Source organism: Rheinheimera soli, from assembly GCF_031457405.1.
Classification (GTDB): domain Bacteria; phylum Pseudomonadota; class Gammaproteobacteria; order Enterobacterales; family Alteromonadaceae; genus Pararheinheimera; species Pararheinheimera soli_A.
This window is the reverse complement of record NZ_JAVDWR010000027.1, coordinates 1-15,364: the sequence shown is the minus strand read 5'-3', so window position 1 is coordinate 15,364 and position 15,364 is coordinate 1. Positions and strand designations below refer to the sequence as shown.

The window sequence follows — 15,364 nt, the reverse complement described above, 5'->3', positions numbered from 1 at the left end:
CCGCAGACAGGATGCGCTATGTCTCAATTACTCCGTATTGTGCTAATCCATACCCACCTGCCGGGTGTGGTTGAATTACAGCTGGATCAGCATACTAATATTTGCGGTACCAATGCTTCGGGCAAAACCACCTTACAACGTTTGGTACCGGTATTTTATGGCGAGCAGCCGAACCGGGTGGTACCGAAAACCCGCAAAAAGTTTGATGAGTTCTATCTGCCATTTTCCAACAGCTATTTAATTTATGAATACCAGCGTGAAAATAGCGATATTTGTCAGGTCGTGTTAACCCGAAAAAGTGATGGCGGCGTAGATTACCGCTTTGTCAGCGCCCCTTATCAAAGCGATTTTTACCTGACTCAAAGTGACGAAGGTGTTAAAGCGCTTAGTTACAGCGACTGGGCCAGCGCTATGCGTAGTCGCCCCGAGGTTCAGGTGTCAGCTAAAATCAGCGCCACCAGCGAATACCGCAGCATTATTCAGAACGATGCCGCAGCGCTACGCGGTAACAATGCCGATAGCGTAAAACTGCGCCGTCTTGCCGCGACCTTTAGCTTAGTCAGCGGTGGGCACAAACTGCGACATATCGAAAAACTGGTTAGTGCCGTGCATGCCAAAGAAGGCAAAATGGATACGCTAAAAGCCATGCTGGCGGCGATTTTTGAAGAAGATGGCGTAACTTTACCTACCACTAAAGTAAAAAATACCAAGGCGCGCGAGTGGATCCAGCACATGCGGCAGTCGATGCGGCTGGATAAACTGCAACAGGATTTTGAACGCTTAAAGCAGCTGGCGCAGCAATTAGATGGTGCTGAAGCGCAATTAGCGGCTTTACTGCCATTGTTGCAACAAGATGAACAGACAGAAAAGCTGAAAAAAGCCGATGCCGAGCAGCAAGTAAATCAGCTGCGTGGTCAGTTGCTGACGTTAAAAGAGCAGTTTAACGCTCAGCAACTGGAGCAAAATGGCCAACTGAGTAAAGCCGAAGCTGATTTGCACGAAACCAGCGCCCGTTTAGATCAGCTGCAACAACGCTTTGACGACTACGACGCCAAAGATATGCCAAAGCTGCAACGGGACACCGATGCACTGCCGCTGTCGCGCGACACCTTGCAGGAAGTTATCGAGCAATACCGGCTTATGGTCGATCAGCACGGCGATCTGGAACGTCAGTTGGAGCAACGCAAAGCCAAACTGGCCGAAGCCTTTACCCGCTTAAGCGAGCAACACCGCATCAAAGCCCGGCAATTACAGCAACAAAAAGATGCCACCCGCGAGCAGCAAGACAGCAAATTAGCCGCGTTGGAACAAGCCTTTCACAGCCGTTTACAACAAGCGCAGCAGCAGTTTGCTGATCAACTTACGCAGCTAAGCAGTGCTATTGCTGTATTGAACAGTCAGCTCAGCGCCTCGCACTTAACTGATATCGAGCACGACGAGCTGCGCGCGGCTGAACTGCGCTTAGAACAAACCCAGCAACAAGCCCAGCAACAGGCACGGCAGTTGCAGCAACTACAGCAGCAGTATCAACAGGCGCGCCAGCAGCGCGAGCAAGCCGATCAGCAGTTAGAGCACAGCCGTAAAGCACTGCATAATGCCGAACAGCAGTTACAGCAACTGCATCGCCAACTGACGCCTGAGCAAGGTAGCTTGCGGCATTTTTTGCGACTGCACTATAACGGCTGGGAGCAAAAGCTTGGCAAGGTGCTGGACGAGCGTTTACTGGAGCGGCAGGATTTACAACCACATTTACTTGATATGACGAGCAGTTTATACGGCTTAACGCTGGAGTTGAATGTCATTGACACGCCGGACTATGCACAGGATGAAGCAGCGATCCGGCATCGCATTCATAGCGCTGAGCAGCAGTTGCAGCAAGCTAACGCCAATAAAACCCAGGCTGAAAAGCTGCTAAAAGAGCGCTTTGAACAGGCGGAGCTGATCCGTGCTCAGGTGGAGCAAGCCGAGTGGCAATTCACTCAGGCCGAACAAAATATTGACTACGCCCGCGATGCCCGTGATCGCTTGCAGGCTCAACAGCGCGAACTGATCAAACAACGTCAGACCAGTGTACGTCAGGAACTGAACAGTCAGCAGCAGCAACTGGACAAGCTGAAACTGCAGCAACAACAAGATGTGCAGGCGCTAAAAGATGATCATAACAACCAGAAAATGGAGCTCAAAGCCGACTGGCAGGCCGGGCTGCAGCTGTTTGATGAGCAAATAGATGAACTGGAGCGCCAGTTAGAGCATAAGCGTGATGACAATAAAAACCAGATCAAAGAGCTACAACAAGCCTTTAATGAAGAGTTGTCGGCGAAGGGGATAGATCCGCGGCGTCTAACTGAGTTGAAACAAAAACAGGATCAGTTAAAAACCGAAATTAAAGTCACCGAAAACCGGCAGGATGAACTCAGGGCCTGGCAAAAATTTATTAGTCTGGATTGGCAACAATTACGGCCAGAGTTGCTGGCACGGGAAACTGAGCTGAAACAACAACAACGCACTATTAAGCAAGTGCTGGAGCAGCTAAAAACCGATTACAGCAATAGCCAGAAAAAGCTGGACGAGCAAAAACGCCAGAAGCAAGAGCTGATGACACAGGCCGAGCACTTCTTGCTGCAATTAAAGCCTGTATTGGCCAAATTGTTAGAGCTGCATCTGATCACTGTGACGCCAGCGACCTTGCAAAGCTCGGCCGATAGCATTGAACGGCTGTCGCGCACTAACGAAGCCTTAGAGCAGCGCAGTAAATTGGACAGCGCTTTAAAATTGGCACTAGAGCAGCTTGAAACCTTACTCAGTAAAGACGCAGGTCCGGAGTTTTTAGACCGGCTGGAGCACGAAAAACGCAAATTGCCAGAGCACGCCGGTAAGCGTCAGCAATTGCCTATTTTGCAAAACCTGCTGGAGATTTTAAAAGGCCAGCAGCAGCAATTGCTGGAAATGGGCGAAAATTTCGGTGGCGATTTAAAGAAATTCTTTACAGTCTTCAGCGATATTAACCGCCGTATTGCGTTGCAAAGCCGGCGCTTAAGCGAAGCGGTCGCCGATGACTTAGTACTCGAAGGTATAAGCCGCTCAGAAGTACGTATTTTATCAACCATCGATGAGCTGGGCTTTTGGCTGCCGCTAAAGCACTTTGCCAAGCTGTATGATGACTGGGGGGCCTCTGGTAAAGCGCTGCCCTCAGAGCAATACTTAAATGCACTGGCCGATGTGGTGGACTTACTGCGTGCCGATGAGCAATACAGCATCGAGTCGCTGTTGCGCTTAGAGTTGCATTTAAGCGAAGGCGGCTCTGAGCTGGTGATTAAAAACGACAGGCAATTGTTGGAGTCCTCCAGTCATGGTATGGCTTACCTGATTTTATGTAAGTACTTACTGGCCTTTACCCGCTTACTGCGCGGCGAGGCCAAGGTGGCCATTCACTGGCCGATTGACGAAATTGGCACTTTGGCTTATCACAACGTTGAAAAGCTATTTACTGCCTGTAGCAGCAATAATATTGTGATTGTCGGCGCCTTCCCGAATCCGGAATCTGATGTGTTAATGTTGTTCCGGCACCGCTATTTAATTGAGCCCGATCAGCAAAACCAAAGGCGCTTAAAGCGCATCCAGCCTAAAGTCAGCCGTTTAGCTGACCGCTTAGCCCAGAAACAGCAGGAGGCCAGCTAATGATACAACACGGACCTTTATTAGAGCGCCTGCTGGCCGGTGATTTCATCTGTAAAATTACCGATGAAGATGCTTATCGCCATTTAAGCCAGGAGCAAACGCAGCAGGAGATTAATCATTACTTGCGGCCACTGAACCGCCGTTTGGTAAGCAATGATGACAACAGTCTGTACTTTTTGGGTTATCACGAGCTCAACAAAGACGCGCGCGAGCATTTAAGCAGCCAGTTTGCCTTAACGGTGCAATCTTTGTTGCCGCTGCTGGAGTGGCTGCAACTGGTGCAGGAAACCCTGGGCCGCGACAGTGCTTTGACCGCAGGTGATACCATTAAGCTGCAGGAATTTGTGCTGCGCACTGAAGATAACCAAAGCTTGCGTCAGCGGCTGAGTCAACTTGCCGGCGATCGCTTCTTTAACAGCCAGAGTGAGCAGGTCGACAGCCAGGTGAAGCAGATTTTCCGCCGTTTAAAAGAACATGGTTATTTACTGCAGCCCCATGTGGAGCGTCAGTACTATATTGTCACTGGTAAAATAGATTATCTGATTGATGTTATTCGCTTTATCCGCGATGAGGAGCATCTGCCTGTTGACGATACCCCAACGCAGGAGGCGCTGTTCTGATGGCGGCATTAGACGCAAATAGCACCGCCTCTAACCTGTTTAGCATTGGAGCCGAACGTTTAGCCTTGTTAGGCAAACACCATAAGCCGTTGATGCAGGGCTATATCGATGGCTTTATTGACGAGAACGCCTTTACCGATGTGGCGCTGAAAAAGCTGATTGCATCCCGCATCTTATGGCGCCCAGACGAACAACAACCTTTGGCGCTGCGGCCTTTAGTCAGTGAACTGATTGCCAGTATGGTGGCCGATGAAAACCGCAGGCAGATTAATGCCGATGTGGCCGAAAAACTGGAGCAAATTCGCAACCGGGTGCAAGCGTACCGCGATGCACAGTACAAGGGCGACTACAGTGTAGCCGAGCTGCAGCTGCAACGTTTAACCGAACATGTACACGATTTAAGCGGCCAGTTTGAAGAAGCGATTGATAGTTTATGGCACCGGCTGAACAGCGACTTTGGTTTTGTGAGCAGCCTGGATGATAAAATTCGTGAAAACGAAAGGGCACAAAAGCAATTACGCCGCCTGCTCGATGGCCTGGACTTACTCGACTTTAATGAGTTAATTGAGCTGTCTGAAGGCAATAACCACCTGCGTAAGCTGTTGGTCAGTCAGTTGCAAAGCCAGCTGAGTTCGCACCACAGCAGCTTGTTAGAAGTGCAAAAACGGCTGGTGGAGCTGTTAGCCAGATTCCGCCAGCAGCAATCGCGCGCTATGCTGATTGCCAATATGGCAGCTTTTTTGCGTCAGCACCCGAAATACCAGCCAGCTGATTACCCCAATCGCAGTGAACTGCCCGGCCTGTTCAACCAGGCTGCGGCCATTCAACCACAGGCAGCAATAGCGCTGGATAAAGCCAGCGATCGGCAGGTATTGGCCGAGTTGGTCCGGGCGCTGCCACGTCACAAAGCTGTGGTGCTGACTGATACACAAAGCGCCAGTTTTAGTGCCTTATTAGTGGACGACGAAATTGCCGCGCGTCAGCAAGCGCTAAAAACTGATGTCGAAAACTTTTACCTGAGGGTGATTGATCAAGGCAGCAGCTTAAGCGCCCTCGACTATTTAGCTGCACAGCAACTGAATTGGGATAGCGAGATCTGGCTATATCAGATCATCGCCGAGTATCAGGCGCTGCCAGTTGATGAAAAGCAGATGTTTGCCGTAGTGCGCGAAGAAATCAAAGCCAGTGCCTTTAATGAACTGTTGCTGATCCGCGATATCAGCATTGGTTTACAGGTGGCCTGATGCACTATCCGCCGCTCACTGCTCAGGCACTTCGCTACTTACAGCAACTACAACAGAGGTTGAAGGCCAGTGGCAGCGAGCGGGTCAACACTAGTGTTAAATCGGTACAACAAGTGCTGCTGTGGTGTATTGAGCATGACCTGGTACCAGGTAACAGCCTGCAACTGCCGCAATTCACTTTTACCCTGACACTATTAAATGACATCGCTGCCGTACAACGAAGATGGCAACAGGCCTGTTTTCAGGATGATATTAAGCACAAGAGCAGGATGGATAATGCGGTTAATCATCATCAGGAACTCAAAAGCATTGGGGTAAAACCCCGCCAGCACAGAGTGCTACTGAAGCTGAATACTCCCGCCAATACTGGCCTTGGCGTAACGGTGGAGTGTATTGATATCGACTGGCAACAGTTAACCCTAAGTGATTACGATGCCCTGCTGGTGGTCGAAAACCTCGATTGTTTTTATCAATTGCAGCGCTTCGCGCTAGAGTTAACCTGCCAGCAACCGCTGATTATTTATCGGGGCGATAAGCTGTATAGTAAAGGGTGTAAAGCGCTGAAGGCCGCCTGGCTTAAGCAGCATAAGCCTGTGCTCTACTTTGGTGATTGTGACGCTAAGGGCCTGAGTATTGCGTTAAACGAAGGCTACAGCGCCATGCTGCTGCCTGATATTGCCACACTACAACAGCAGGCCAGCCCGGCCATGCTGCCGGATGAGCAGCTGAAGTTTATCCCGGCCCTTAAAGCGAAGACGATAACCCACACATTTACGCCTTATCTCCAGGTGGTTTGTGAGCAATTAAAAGGGCTAAGGCAGCAGAACATGCAGGGAATATTGCTGAAACCTATTTCAGTAAATTGATTTATAGCTTTGAACTTGCTGAGTACTTAGCTTGCAAACTACTTAGCATAGTGCGAAAGCGCGCTAATCCGACCAGGTGCCTGTTGGACTTTCCGGGTAAAGCAGCTTTTTGTTGAAAGAAGACAAAAATTCCACGCATAGACAAAATCCGGGTCGCTGAAGCTTTACTTTTTAAACCTAAATATATCACCCATCTTCAATACTTATTTCGGAGTAGTTGTCAGGTTTTGCTGTACTGAGCATCATTCTTGAGAATGATTCTCAACTAGGCGAGGTATTCACGAAAGTTATAGCGACTATAAGCTTGCTTGCTTATACTCAGGTGTCAATTCGGGCGGTTTTTTCTTATAATCCAGCCTGTTCGAGATTCCTGTCTATCGCTGCGGTACTGATACAGTACTCTGTGGCGACCTAACCAGAGGACATTACTGTGCTTCAACAATACCGTGAACATGTGGCCGAACGTGCTACCCAAGGCATTCCTCCGTTGCCACTTAACGCGCAACAAGTGGCGTCGTTAACTGAATTATTGAAAAACCCACCAGCAGGTGAAGGTGCATTCTTAGTTGATTTGTTAGAAAACCGTATTCCACCAGGCGTGGATGAAGCTGCTTATGTAAAAGCTGGCTTCTTAACTGCTGTCGCCAAAGGCGAAGTAGCAAGTCCGTTAGTGACTGCTGAGCGTGCGACTGAATTATTAGGCACTATGTTTGGTGGTTACAATATCCAGCCAATGATTGATTTGCTGGATAACCCAAAATTAGCGGCTTTAGCAGCTAAAGGTTTATCTCACACTTTATTGATGTTTGATTCTTTCCATGACGTGAAAGAAAAAGCAGACGCTGGCAATGCACACGCCAAAGCCGTATTGCAAAGCTGGGCTGATGCCGAGTGGTATACAAGCAAGCCTGCTATCCCTGAAAAAATCACTGTCACTGTATTTAAAGTGACAGGCGAAACCAACACTGATGATTTATCACCAGCTCCGGATGCATGGTCACGCCCTGATATTCCTCTGCACGCTTTAGCTATGCTGAAAAACGTGCGTGATGGCATCGAGCCTGATGCACCTGGTTCTAAAGGCCCGGTCAAACAAATCGAAGCGCTGATCGCCAAAGGTTTCCCACTGGCTTATGTAGGCGATGTAGTAGGTACGGGCTCAAGCCGTAAATCAGCTACGAACTCAGTGCTGTGGTTTATGGGTGACGACATTCCATTTGTACCAAACAAGCGCACTGGTGGTGTTTGTTTAGGTAGCAAAATTGCACCTATTTTCTTCAACACTATGGAAGACTCAGGTTCATTACCTATCGAATTAGACGTGTCAACCATGAACATGGGCGATGTGATCGACATTTTCCCACATCAGGGTGTGGTCAAACGCCATGGCACTGATGAAGTGATTTCTACCTTTGAACTGCGTTCTAACGTGCTGCTCGATGAAGTGCGCGCTGGTGGCCGTATTCCTCTGATCATAGGTCGTGGTTTAACAGACAAAGCCCGTGAAGCTTTAGGTTTACCTCACTCTACAGTGTTTGAACGTCCGGCTGTGACTGAAGTGACCAACAAAGGTTTCACTTTAGCGCAGAAGCTGGTCGGTAAAGCTTGTGGCGTCAAAGGTATTAGACCTGGCCAATACTGTGAGCCAAAAATGACCACAGTAGGCTCGCAGGACACCACAGGTCCTATGACCCGTGATGAGTTAAAAGACTTAGCCTGTTTAGGTTTCTCTGCTGATTTAGTGATGCAGTCGTTCTGTCACACTGCGGCTTATCCTAAGCCGGTTGACGTGAACACGCACCACACGCTGCCTGATTTCATTATGAACCGTGGTGGTATTTCTTTACGCCCTGGTGATGGTGTGATCCACAGCTGGTTAAACCGTATGTTGTTACCAGACACTGTAGGTACAGGTGGCGACTCTCACACCCGTTTCCCTATAGGTATTTCTTTCCCTGCAGGTTCTGGTTTAGTGGCTTTTGCTGCTGCGACCGGTGTGATGCCACTGGATATGCCTGAGTCTGTACTGGTGCGTTTTAAAGGTGAAATGCAGCCTGGTATCACCTTACGTGATTTAGTGCATGCGATTCCTTACTACGGCATCAAGCAAGGCTTGCTGACTGTTGAGAAGAAAGGCAAGGTCAATATTTTCTCTGGCCGTGTGTTAGAGATTGAAGGTCTGGAACATTTAACGGCTGAACAAGCCTTTGAATTATCTGACGCTTCAGCTGAACGTTCAGCTGCAGGTTGTACTATCACTTTGTCTGAAGCTTCAGTGGCTGAATACTTAGAATCAAACATCGTGATGTTAAAGTGGATGCTGAGCGAAGGGTACGGCGATGTACGTACTATCGAACGTCGTGTTCAGGCGATGCAAGCCTGGTTAGCGGATCCTAAGCTGGAACGTGCTGACGCTGATGCCGAATATGCGGCCATCATCGAAATCGACCTGGCAGACATTAAAGAGCCAATCCTGTGTGCACCAAACGACCCGGATGATGCCCGTTTATTGTCGCAAGTTGCAGGCGATAAAATTGATGAAGTCTTTATCGGTTCTTGTATGACCAACATCGGCCACTTCCGTGCTGCCGGTAAACTGTTGGACAAGTTCAAAGGCCAGATCCCAACCCGTCTGTGGATAGCTCCGCCAACCAAGATGGATAAAGATCAGCTGACTGAAGAAGGTTATTACGGTATTTACGGCCGCGTTGGCGCACGTATTGAGATCCCGGGTTGCTCATTATGTATGGGTAACCAGGCTCGTGTAGGCGACAACACTACTGTGGTCTCCACTTCTACCCGTAACTTCCCGAACCGTTTAGGTCAGGGCGCTAATGTCTATCTGGCTTCTGCTGAATTAGCTGCTGTGTCTGCTATTATCGGCCGTCTGCCAACAGTGCCTGAGTACCTGGAGTACGCAAAACAGATCGAAACTACAGCTGCGGATACCTACCGCTACCTGAATTTCCATCAGATGAGCCAGTACACCAGCAAAGCGGCCAATGTGATTATCCAGCAAGCTGTATAATTCGTTAATTTAGGTTGCGAGAGTTTTAAGAAAAGGCCCGCTTAGCGGGCCTTTCTATTTGGAACAGTGCATGGAATTCGATTTTATTTACAACACTGACGCGAATCGCTACAGCCTGAAGTTAAGTTCTGAGCAACTGGCGCTGCAGTGTTTTTTGCTGGATGAGTTTGAACAAAAAGCCAGTGCCTATCAGCCTCTGTTCACGCAGCTACAACAGCTCAAACCACAAAGTCAGTATCAATGGGATGGCAAAGAGTATCGCCTGACAGTACAGGCCTCTGAAGTGGTGATTTGCCACTATGCATTGTTGCAGGAAGGCAGTGCTGATACTGAACTGGATCCTGAACAGGATCTGGAGCTGGATCAAAGCCAGCTTTATGCTGAATGTGGTCTGGAAGATCTGCTGCATTTACTCGCTCAATGGCAGCACTTTTTGCCTGCCTGATTTGTTTTTTTATCCTTCAGCTGCACTCTGGCAGTGAATAAACGCACCTTCTTGGTGCGTTTTTTTTGAGCATTTTAAATTTTATTTCGTAACTCATTGAAAAATAACATTTATAAATCTTGGCACAAGGTTTTCTTGTCTTATTGGCAAATGCAACAAGACACCATAAGGATAATAACCATGAAACTCGTATGTGCCATCATCAAGCCATTCAAGCTTGACGATGTCCGTGAAGCCATAGCGGACATCGGTGTTGAAGGTCTTACTGTGACAGAAGTAAAAGGCTTCGGTCGTCAGAAAGGTCATACAGAACTCTATCGGGGAGCGGAATATCAGGTCGACTTTTTACCTAAAGTAAAACTGGAGATCGCGGTATTAGATGAAAACGTTGAGCGTTTATTGGAAGTGATCCAAAAAGCTGCTCACACAGGCCGTATCGGTGACGGAAAAATCTTCGTTTACGATTTAGAACAAGTAGTGCGTATCCGCACAGGTGAAATGGACTCAGAAGCCATCTAAGGGGTAAATCATGCAGGAACAAATTTATCATTTACAGTTTGCGATGGACACCTTCTACTTTTTGGTGTGTGGCGCTTTAGTGATGTGGATGGCCGCTGGCTTTTCAATGCTGGAAGCTGGTTTAGTCAGGGCAAAAAATACCACTGAAATTTTGACTAAAAACGTGGTGTTGTATTCTGTGTCATGTGTGATGTATCTGATCTGTGGCTACGAGCTGATGTATGACGGTGGCTTTTTCTTAACAGGAATTGCTGATATTGACGTAGCCCAGACGTTAACCAGTTTTGGCGAACGTGAAAATGGCTTTGAGGGGGCAGCTATTTATGCAAAACCTTCAGATTTCTTCTTTCAGGTGGTCTTCGTTGCAACAGCGATGTCTATTGTCTCTGGTGCTGTGGCTGAACGGATGAAGTTATGGGCCTTCCTGAGTTTTGCGGTGGTGATGACAGGTGTGATTTACCCAATGGAAGGTTCATGGACCTGGGGTGGCCAGTCTGTATTTGGTTTATACAGTTTAGGTGACCTGGGTTTCTCTGATTTTGCTGGTTCAGGCATAGTGCATATGGCTGGTGCCGCCGCTGCTTTAGCTGGTGTTCTGTTGTTAGGTGCCCGTAAAGGCAAATATGGCAAAGACGGCAAAGCTCACGCTTTCCCTGGTTCCAATATGCCACTGGCTGCTTTAGGTACTTTAATTCTGTGGTTAGGCTGGTTTGGTTTTAACGGTGGTTCTGTATTGAAGTTAGGCGATATTGCCAATGCTAATGCTGTGGCCGTGGTGTTCTTAAATACCAATGCTGCTGCTGCTGCCGGAACTATTGCTGCTATCGGCTTGTCTATGTTGTTGTTCAAAAAGGCTGACTTAACCATGGCATTAAACGGTGCTTTAGCTGGCTTAGTAGCTATTACCGCTGAACCTTCAACGCCAACACCACTGGAAGCCTCTATCTTCGGTGCTATTGCAGGTGTGTTAGTGGTAGGTTCTATTCTGGCCTTAGATAAGCTAAAAATTGATGACCCTGTAGGTGCAATTTCTGTACACGGTACAGTAGGTTTATTTGGATTATTGATTGTTCCTCTGACCAAAGAGTCGGCCACTTTAGTGGGTCAACTGGCTGGTGCTGCTACTATTTTTGTCTGGGTCTTTGTGGCCAGCTCAGTAGTGTGGTTTGCTTTGAAAATGACTATGGGTATCCGTGTCTCAGAGCAGGAAGAATATGAAGGTGTTGATCGTTCAGAGTGTGGTGTAGAAGCCTATCCTGAATTTGTATCGACAGTAAAGTAGGCAGCCTGGGAAGAGCCGGTGGGGCTTCTCAGGAGCTGGTTGCCAAGCCAGCCGCTACGCAAGTAGCAGTTGGTCTTGGCAACTAAACCCGTACCACCAAATTCGTCTATCCTTGTCCTTTGTCTTTATCAGACAACCCCGGCGGCGCAAGCTTCCGGGGTTTTTTCTTGTGGTCTTAGCCACGGACCTGTGCGCTGTTTTAGTGCAGTCGCCAAATCATTTTGCAAAGAACGCCTGTAATCTAACAGCTGTTTTCAAACAGGAAAAGAGCTCTGGTGAAAAAAACAACATTATTGTTAGTGCGAAAACTCTAAAGTGCGTCAGAGTGGCGCAATCAGTGCATTAAAGTGGTGCGTGAATGGTCAGGCTAATTTTTGATGTGAGACATAGTGAAAAATAAAAGCGGCTGGTCTGAAAATAAGACGGGCCGCGAACTTCGCGGCCCCTAAAACTTGGTGGCGTCCTTCCAACCACTATCCCTGATGGATCATCCCTGTGTTCATCCTGAACAATCCAACTGCATCCCCGCAGCATCCTTCTCCATTTAACTCTCATCCTGAGAGTACCTTCTGCCTCCGGCAGAGTCCTTGTCCTTGTATCTTCATCCTGAAGATGTATGCTCAATCCGGAGCCTGTCCTGTTCATCCTTGTGCTACCCTGCACAATCCTTTGGTATCCCGGCTTCCTGCTGCTACCTCTTGTAGCTTGTCCTGCTTAACATCTTGTCGAGCCGTCACATCCAGCGACAAAATAATTATCGTGCATTTAGCACTGGAAAAGGACCTTGTTTGTTAAATACTTGTGGTGAAATATTATTGTAACTTGTTCTCATTTGAGCGTAAGTTATTTTAAATCAATTGTTTATGAGTTTTTTGCCAAGGTGTTGCTTGCAGAAAATGCTGCATTAGCTTACTGATTTGTGAGATATATCTCACACGAATGCAGGGCAATTGCCTGCCTGATACTGACTTGAATGAAAACTACTGACCAATACCAGTCAAATTGGTATGATCGCGCTCCCTTGAATCTGGTGAGATGAATATGGCCCGGGAACAATCAGGCATTTGTGCCGAAGCAAACTTGCATTGTTGTTATGTGCTGCTGAATGCCCTGGATGGTCATGAGCACTATGTACGCTTGCAGTTAGCGAAAGTACCTATGTTGGCGGAGCGCTTGTCTGATCAATTTTCTGAGGCCATGCTCAATGTGGTGGTGGCTATAGGGCAGAACTACTGGCCGCATTTGTATCCAGAGCATCAACCACAGCCCTGGCCTGCTTTTACTGACAATCTTGCCGATTTACCTGTAGTAGCTCCTGATCTGTTGATTCAAATTCGTGCTGACCGTTTTGATGTCATTCATATTGCTACTCAACAGATTTACCATTTGCTGCAGCAACATGTGGACTTGTACGAACAAGTGCACGCATTTCGTTATCTGGATGGTCGCAATCTGACCGGGTTTCACGATACACCTGATAACCCGAAAGGCAAACAACGTCGTTTATGTGCGCTGATCAGCAATGAACCCAAAAGCCCAATGAGTGCTGGCAGCTATGTCTATATGCTGAGGTATCAGTATGACTTACAACGCTGGCAACAACTGACCATGCCAGAGCAGGAAGCTGTAATGGGACGGAACAAGCTGGATGGGCAGTTGCTGCCGTCAGCTCAACGTCAGGCCAATTCGCACGCCGATAAAACAGCTTTAGAGAATGAAACTGGCCGTAAACAGATCCTCTGGCAAAATATGCCGGTGGCAGATATTCGTTCGCAAGGAATGATTTCCATTGGTTTTTCAGCCAATGCTATAGATGTGCCGTTGTGGTTGGCAACCCGGTTAGGTCATCACACTGAGGCCGCAGACTTGCTGTTGGATTATTGTCAGGTGGAAGCGGGGGCGGCTTTTTTTGCCCCCTCGATCAATTTCCTGGAAGAGCAGGCCGGATCAGACCTTTTCAAATAACTCTGTCACCTTATTTAAGGTGAAGTTGATATTTTTAACGCTGGTGGGTGCGATAAAGATGGTGTCGTCACCTGCTATGGTGCCCAACACGCCTTCGGCTTTACCTACAGAATCCAATAAACGGGCAATCAGCTGAGCAGCACCAGGACTGGTGCGGATAATGATCATCACATCGTTGTGTTCTATATCCAGCACTAATTGTCGTAACGGGCTTTTGGTGGTGGGCACACCCAATTCAGGCGGCAAACAATACACCATCTCCTGCTTTGCATTACGGGTTCGTACTGCGCCGTATTTGCTTAACATACGGGACACTTTTGATTGGCTGATGTTGTCAAAGCCTTCAGCTTTCAGCGCATCAACGATATCGCCTTGTGAGCCAAAACGTTCTTCCTTCAGCAAGGATTTAAAGGCCTGGATCAGTGCTTCTTGTTTGGATTGTTTAGTCATCATTTTTGTTTAAACTTTTTGTTTTTCCGGCCGTCTTGACCGAACTTGGACTAATACTCTGGTTCAGCAAGTAAATTACACCAAAATCGGATAAAATGCTTAGACTTTAGGCGTAAGTGATTTGTATTTTGTGCCACATTTCAGTATTGTTGGCGCGTTTCTTTTGAACCGTAAATTGGGAGAATAGCATGAAAGTTGCCGTATTAGGTGCTGCTGGTGGTATAGGTCAGGCGCTGTCTTTATTATTGAAGTTAAACTTACCAGCTGGTACTGATTTAGCTCTGTATGATTTAGCTCCGGTCACACCAGGTGTAGCTGTTGATTTAAGTCATATCCCGACAGCGGTGAAGATTACAGGTTTTGGTAAAGAAGACCTGGACAAAGCCCTGATTGGTGCAGATATCGTGATGATCCCGGCTGGTATGCCACGCAAACCAGGTATGGACCGTTCTGATTTGTTTAACATCAATGCTGGTGTAGTAAAAACTTTGGCTGAAGCCATAGTAGTGAACTGCCCTAAAGCTTTAGTAGGTGTGATCACTAACCCTGTGAATACCACTGTAGCTATCGCTGCGGAAGTATTCAAAAAGGCAGGCACTTACGATCCGAAGCGTTTATTTGGTGTAACTACACTGGATGTGATCCGTGCTGAGACTTTTGTTGCTGAATTAAAAGGCAAAAACCCGGCTGAATTGATTGTTCCTGTCATTGGTGGCCACAGCGGTACTACTATTTTGCCTCTGTTGTCTCAAATCAAAGATATCACCTTCACAGATGAAGAAGTATCTTCTTTAACTTACCGTATCCAGAACGCTGGAACTGAAGTAGTTGAAGCTAAAGCCGGTGGCGGATCTGCAACTCTGTCTATGGGTCAGGCTGCTGCACGTTTCTGTGTGTCTTTAGTCAAAGGCTTACAAGGCGAAACAGTGAATGAATACGCTTATGTTGAAGGCCAGGGTGAACATGCCCGTTTCTTCGCACAACCTATCGTATTAGGCAAAAACGGTGTTGAAGCACTGTTACCTATCGGCGAATTAAGCGCGTACGAGCAAAAAGCCATGAACGACATGTTAGGCACGTTAAAAGCTGACATTACATTAGGCGAAGAGTTTGTTGCTAACGCAAACTAAGATTCTTTGAAGAATAAAAAAGCCAGCTGATGCTGGCTTTTTCTTGTGCGCCCAGCATGGGCGCATTCTTGCAGGTGAAAGTCCTGCCGTAAGCTGGCTACAGTGAACGAAGTGAAGCGCAACTGCAGAACGGTGAC

General features: G+C 47.7%; 11 protein-coding genes. 10 read left to right on the top strand and 1 reads right to left on the bottom strand.

The window, feature by feature from the left end:
• Positions 1 to 18: 18 nt before the first annotated feature.
• The 9 genes from J2W69_RS19705 (at position 19) to J2W69_RS19665 (ending at position 13,647) form a co-directional block, all read left to right on the top strand.
• Positions 19 to 3,678 carry an ATP-binding protein gene (locus J2W69_RS19705; protein WP_310281772.1) on the top strand — a complete coding sequence of 1,220 codons (3,660 nt, stop codon included), beginning with the start codon at positions 19 to 21 and terminating at the stop codon, positions 3,676 to 3,678.
• On the top strand, positions 3,678 to 4,298 hold the full coding sequence (locus tag J2W69_RS19700) for a condensin complex protein MksE (protein ID WP_310281768.1): 621 nt from the start codon (positions 3,678 to 3,680) through the stop codon (positions 4,296 to 4,298). Before J2W69_RS19705 ends, J2W69_RS19700 begins: the two co-directional genes overlap by 1 nt.
• Entirely contained in the window at positions 4,298 to 5,542 is a 1,245-nt protein-coding gene (locus J2W69_RS19695; protein ID WP_310281767.1) for a hypothetical protein, read from the top strand. The genes J2W69_RS19700 and J2W69_RS19695 overlap by 1 nt, the downstream gene beginning before the upstream one ends.
• Complete coding sequence (locus J2W69_RS19690) at positions 5,542 to 6,408, top strand: DUF7281 domain-containing protein (RefSeq protein WP_310281764.1); 867 nt, start codon at positions 5,542 to 5,544, stop codon at positions 6,406 to 6,408. Before J2W69_RS19695 ends, J2W69_RS19690 begins: the two co-directional genes overlap by 1 nt.
• 430 nt (positions 6,409 to 6,838) lie before the next feature.
• Entirely contained in the window at positions 6,839 to 9,436 is a 2,598-nt protein-coding gene (gene acnB, locus J2W69_RS19685) for a bifunctional aconitate hydratase 2/2-methylisocitrate dehydratase (protein WP_310281761.1), read from the top strand.
• Positions 9,437 to 9,506: 70 nt separating this feature from the next.
• Complete coding sequence (locus J2W69_RS19680) at positions 9,507 to 9,881, top strand: YacL family protein (protein ID WP_310281758.1); 375 nt, start codon at positions 9,507 to 9,509, stop codon at positions 9,879 to 9,881.
• 180 nt (positions 9,882 to 10,061) lie between these two features.
• Positions 10,062 to 10,400 (top strand): P-II family nitrogen regulator, encoded by a 339-nt coding sequence (glnK, locus tag J2W69_RS19675; protein WP_310281755.1) that lies wholly within the window; start codon positions 10,062 to 10,064, stop codon positions 10,398 to 10,400.
• Positions 10,401 to 10,410: 10 nt separating this feature from the next.
• Entirely contained in the window at positions 10,411 to 11,682 is a 1,272-nt protein-coding gene (locus J2W69_RS19670; protein WP_310281752.1) for an ammonium transporter, read from the top strand.
• Between the two features lie 1,041 nt (positions 11,683 to 12,723).
• Positions 12,724 to 13,647 carry a Dyp-type peroxidase gene (locus J2W69_RS19665; protein WP_310281749.1) on the top strand — a complete coding sequence of 308 codons (924 nt, stop codon included), beginning with the start codon at positions 12,724 to 12,726 and terminating at the stop codon, positions 13,645 to 13,647.
• Here the strand turns inward: J2W69_RS19665 and argR are convergent.
• The gene (argR, locus tag J2W69_RS19660; protein WP_310281746.1) at positions 13,630 to 14,100 is read right to left on the bottom strand and encodes a transcriptional regulator ArgR; all 471 of its coding nucleotides are present in this window, start codon (positions 14,098 to 14,100) and stop codon (positions 13,630 to 13,632) included. The two genes, J2W69_RS19665 and argR, sit on opposite strands and share 18 nt — an antisense overlap.
• 185 nt (positions 14,101 to 14,285) lie before the next feature.
• Between argR and mdh the strand changes: the two genes are divergently transcribed.
• Positions 14,286 to 15,227: a malate dehydrogenase gene (gene mdh, locus J2W69_RS19655; protein WP_310281743.1), complete on the top strand. Its 942-nt coding sequence runs from the start codon at positions 14,286 to 14,288 to the stop codon at positions 15,225 to 15,227.
• Positions 15,228 to 15,364 lie beyond the last annotated feature (137 nt).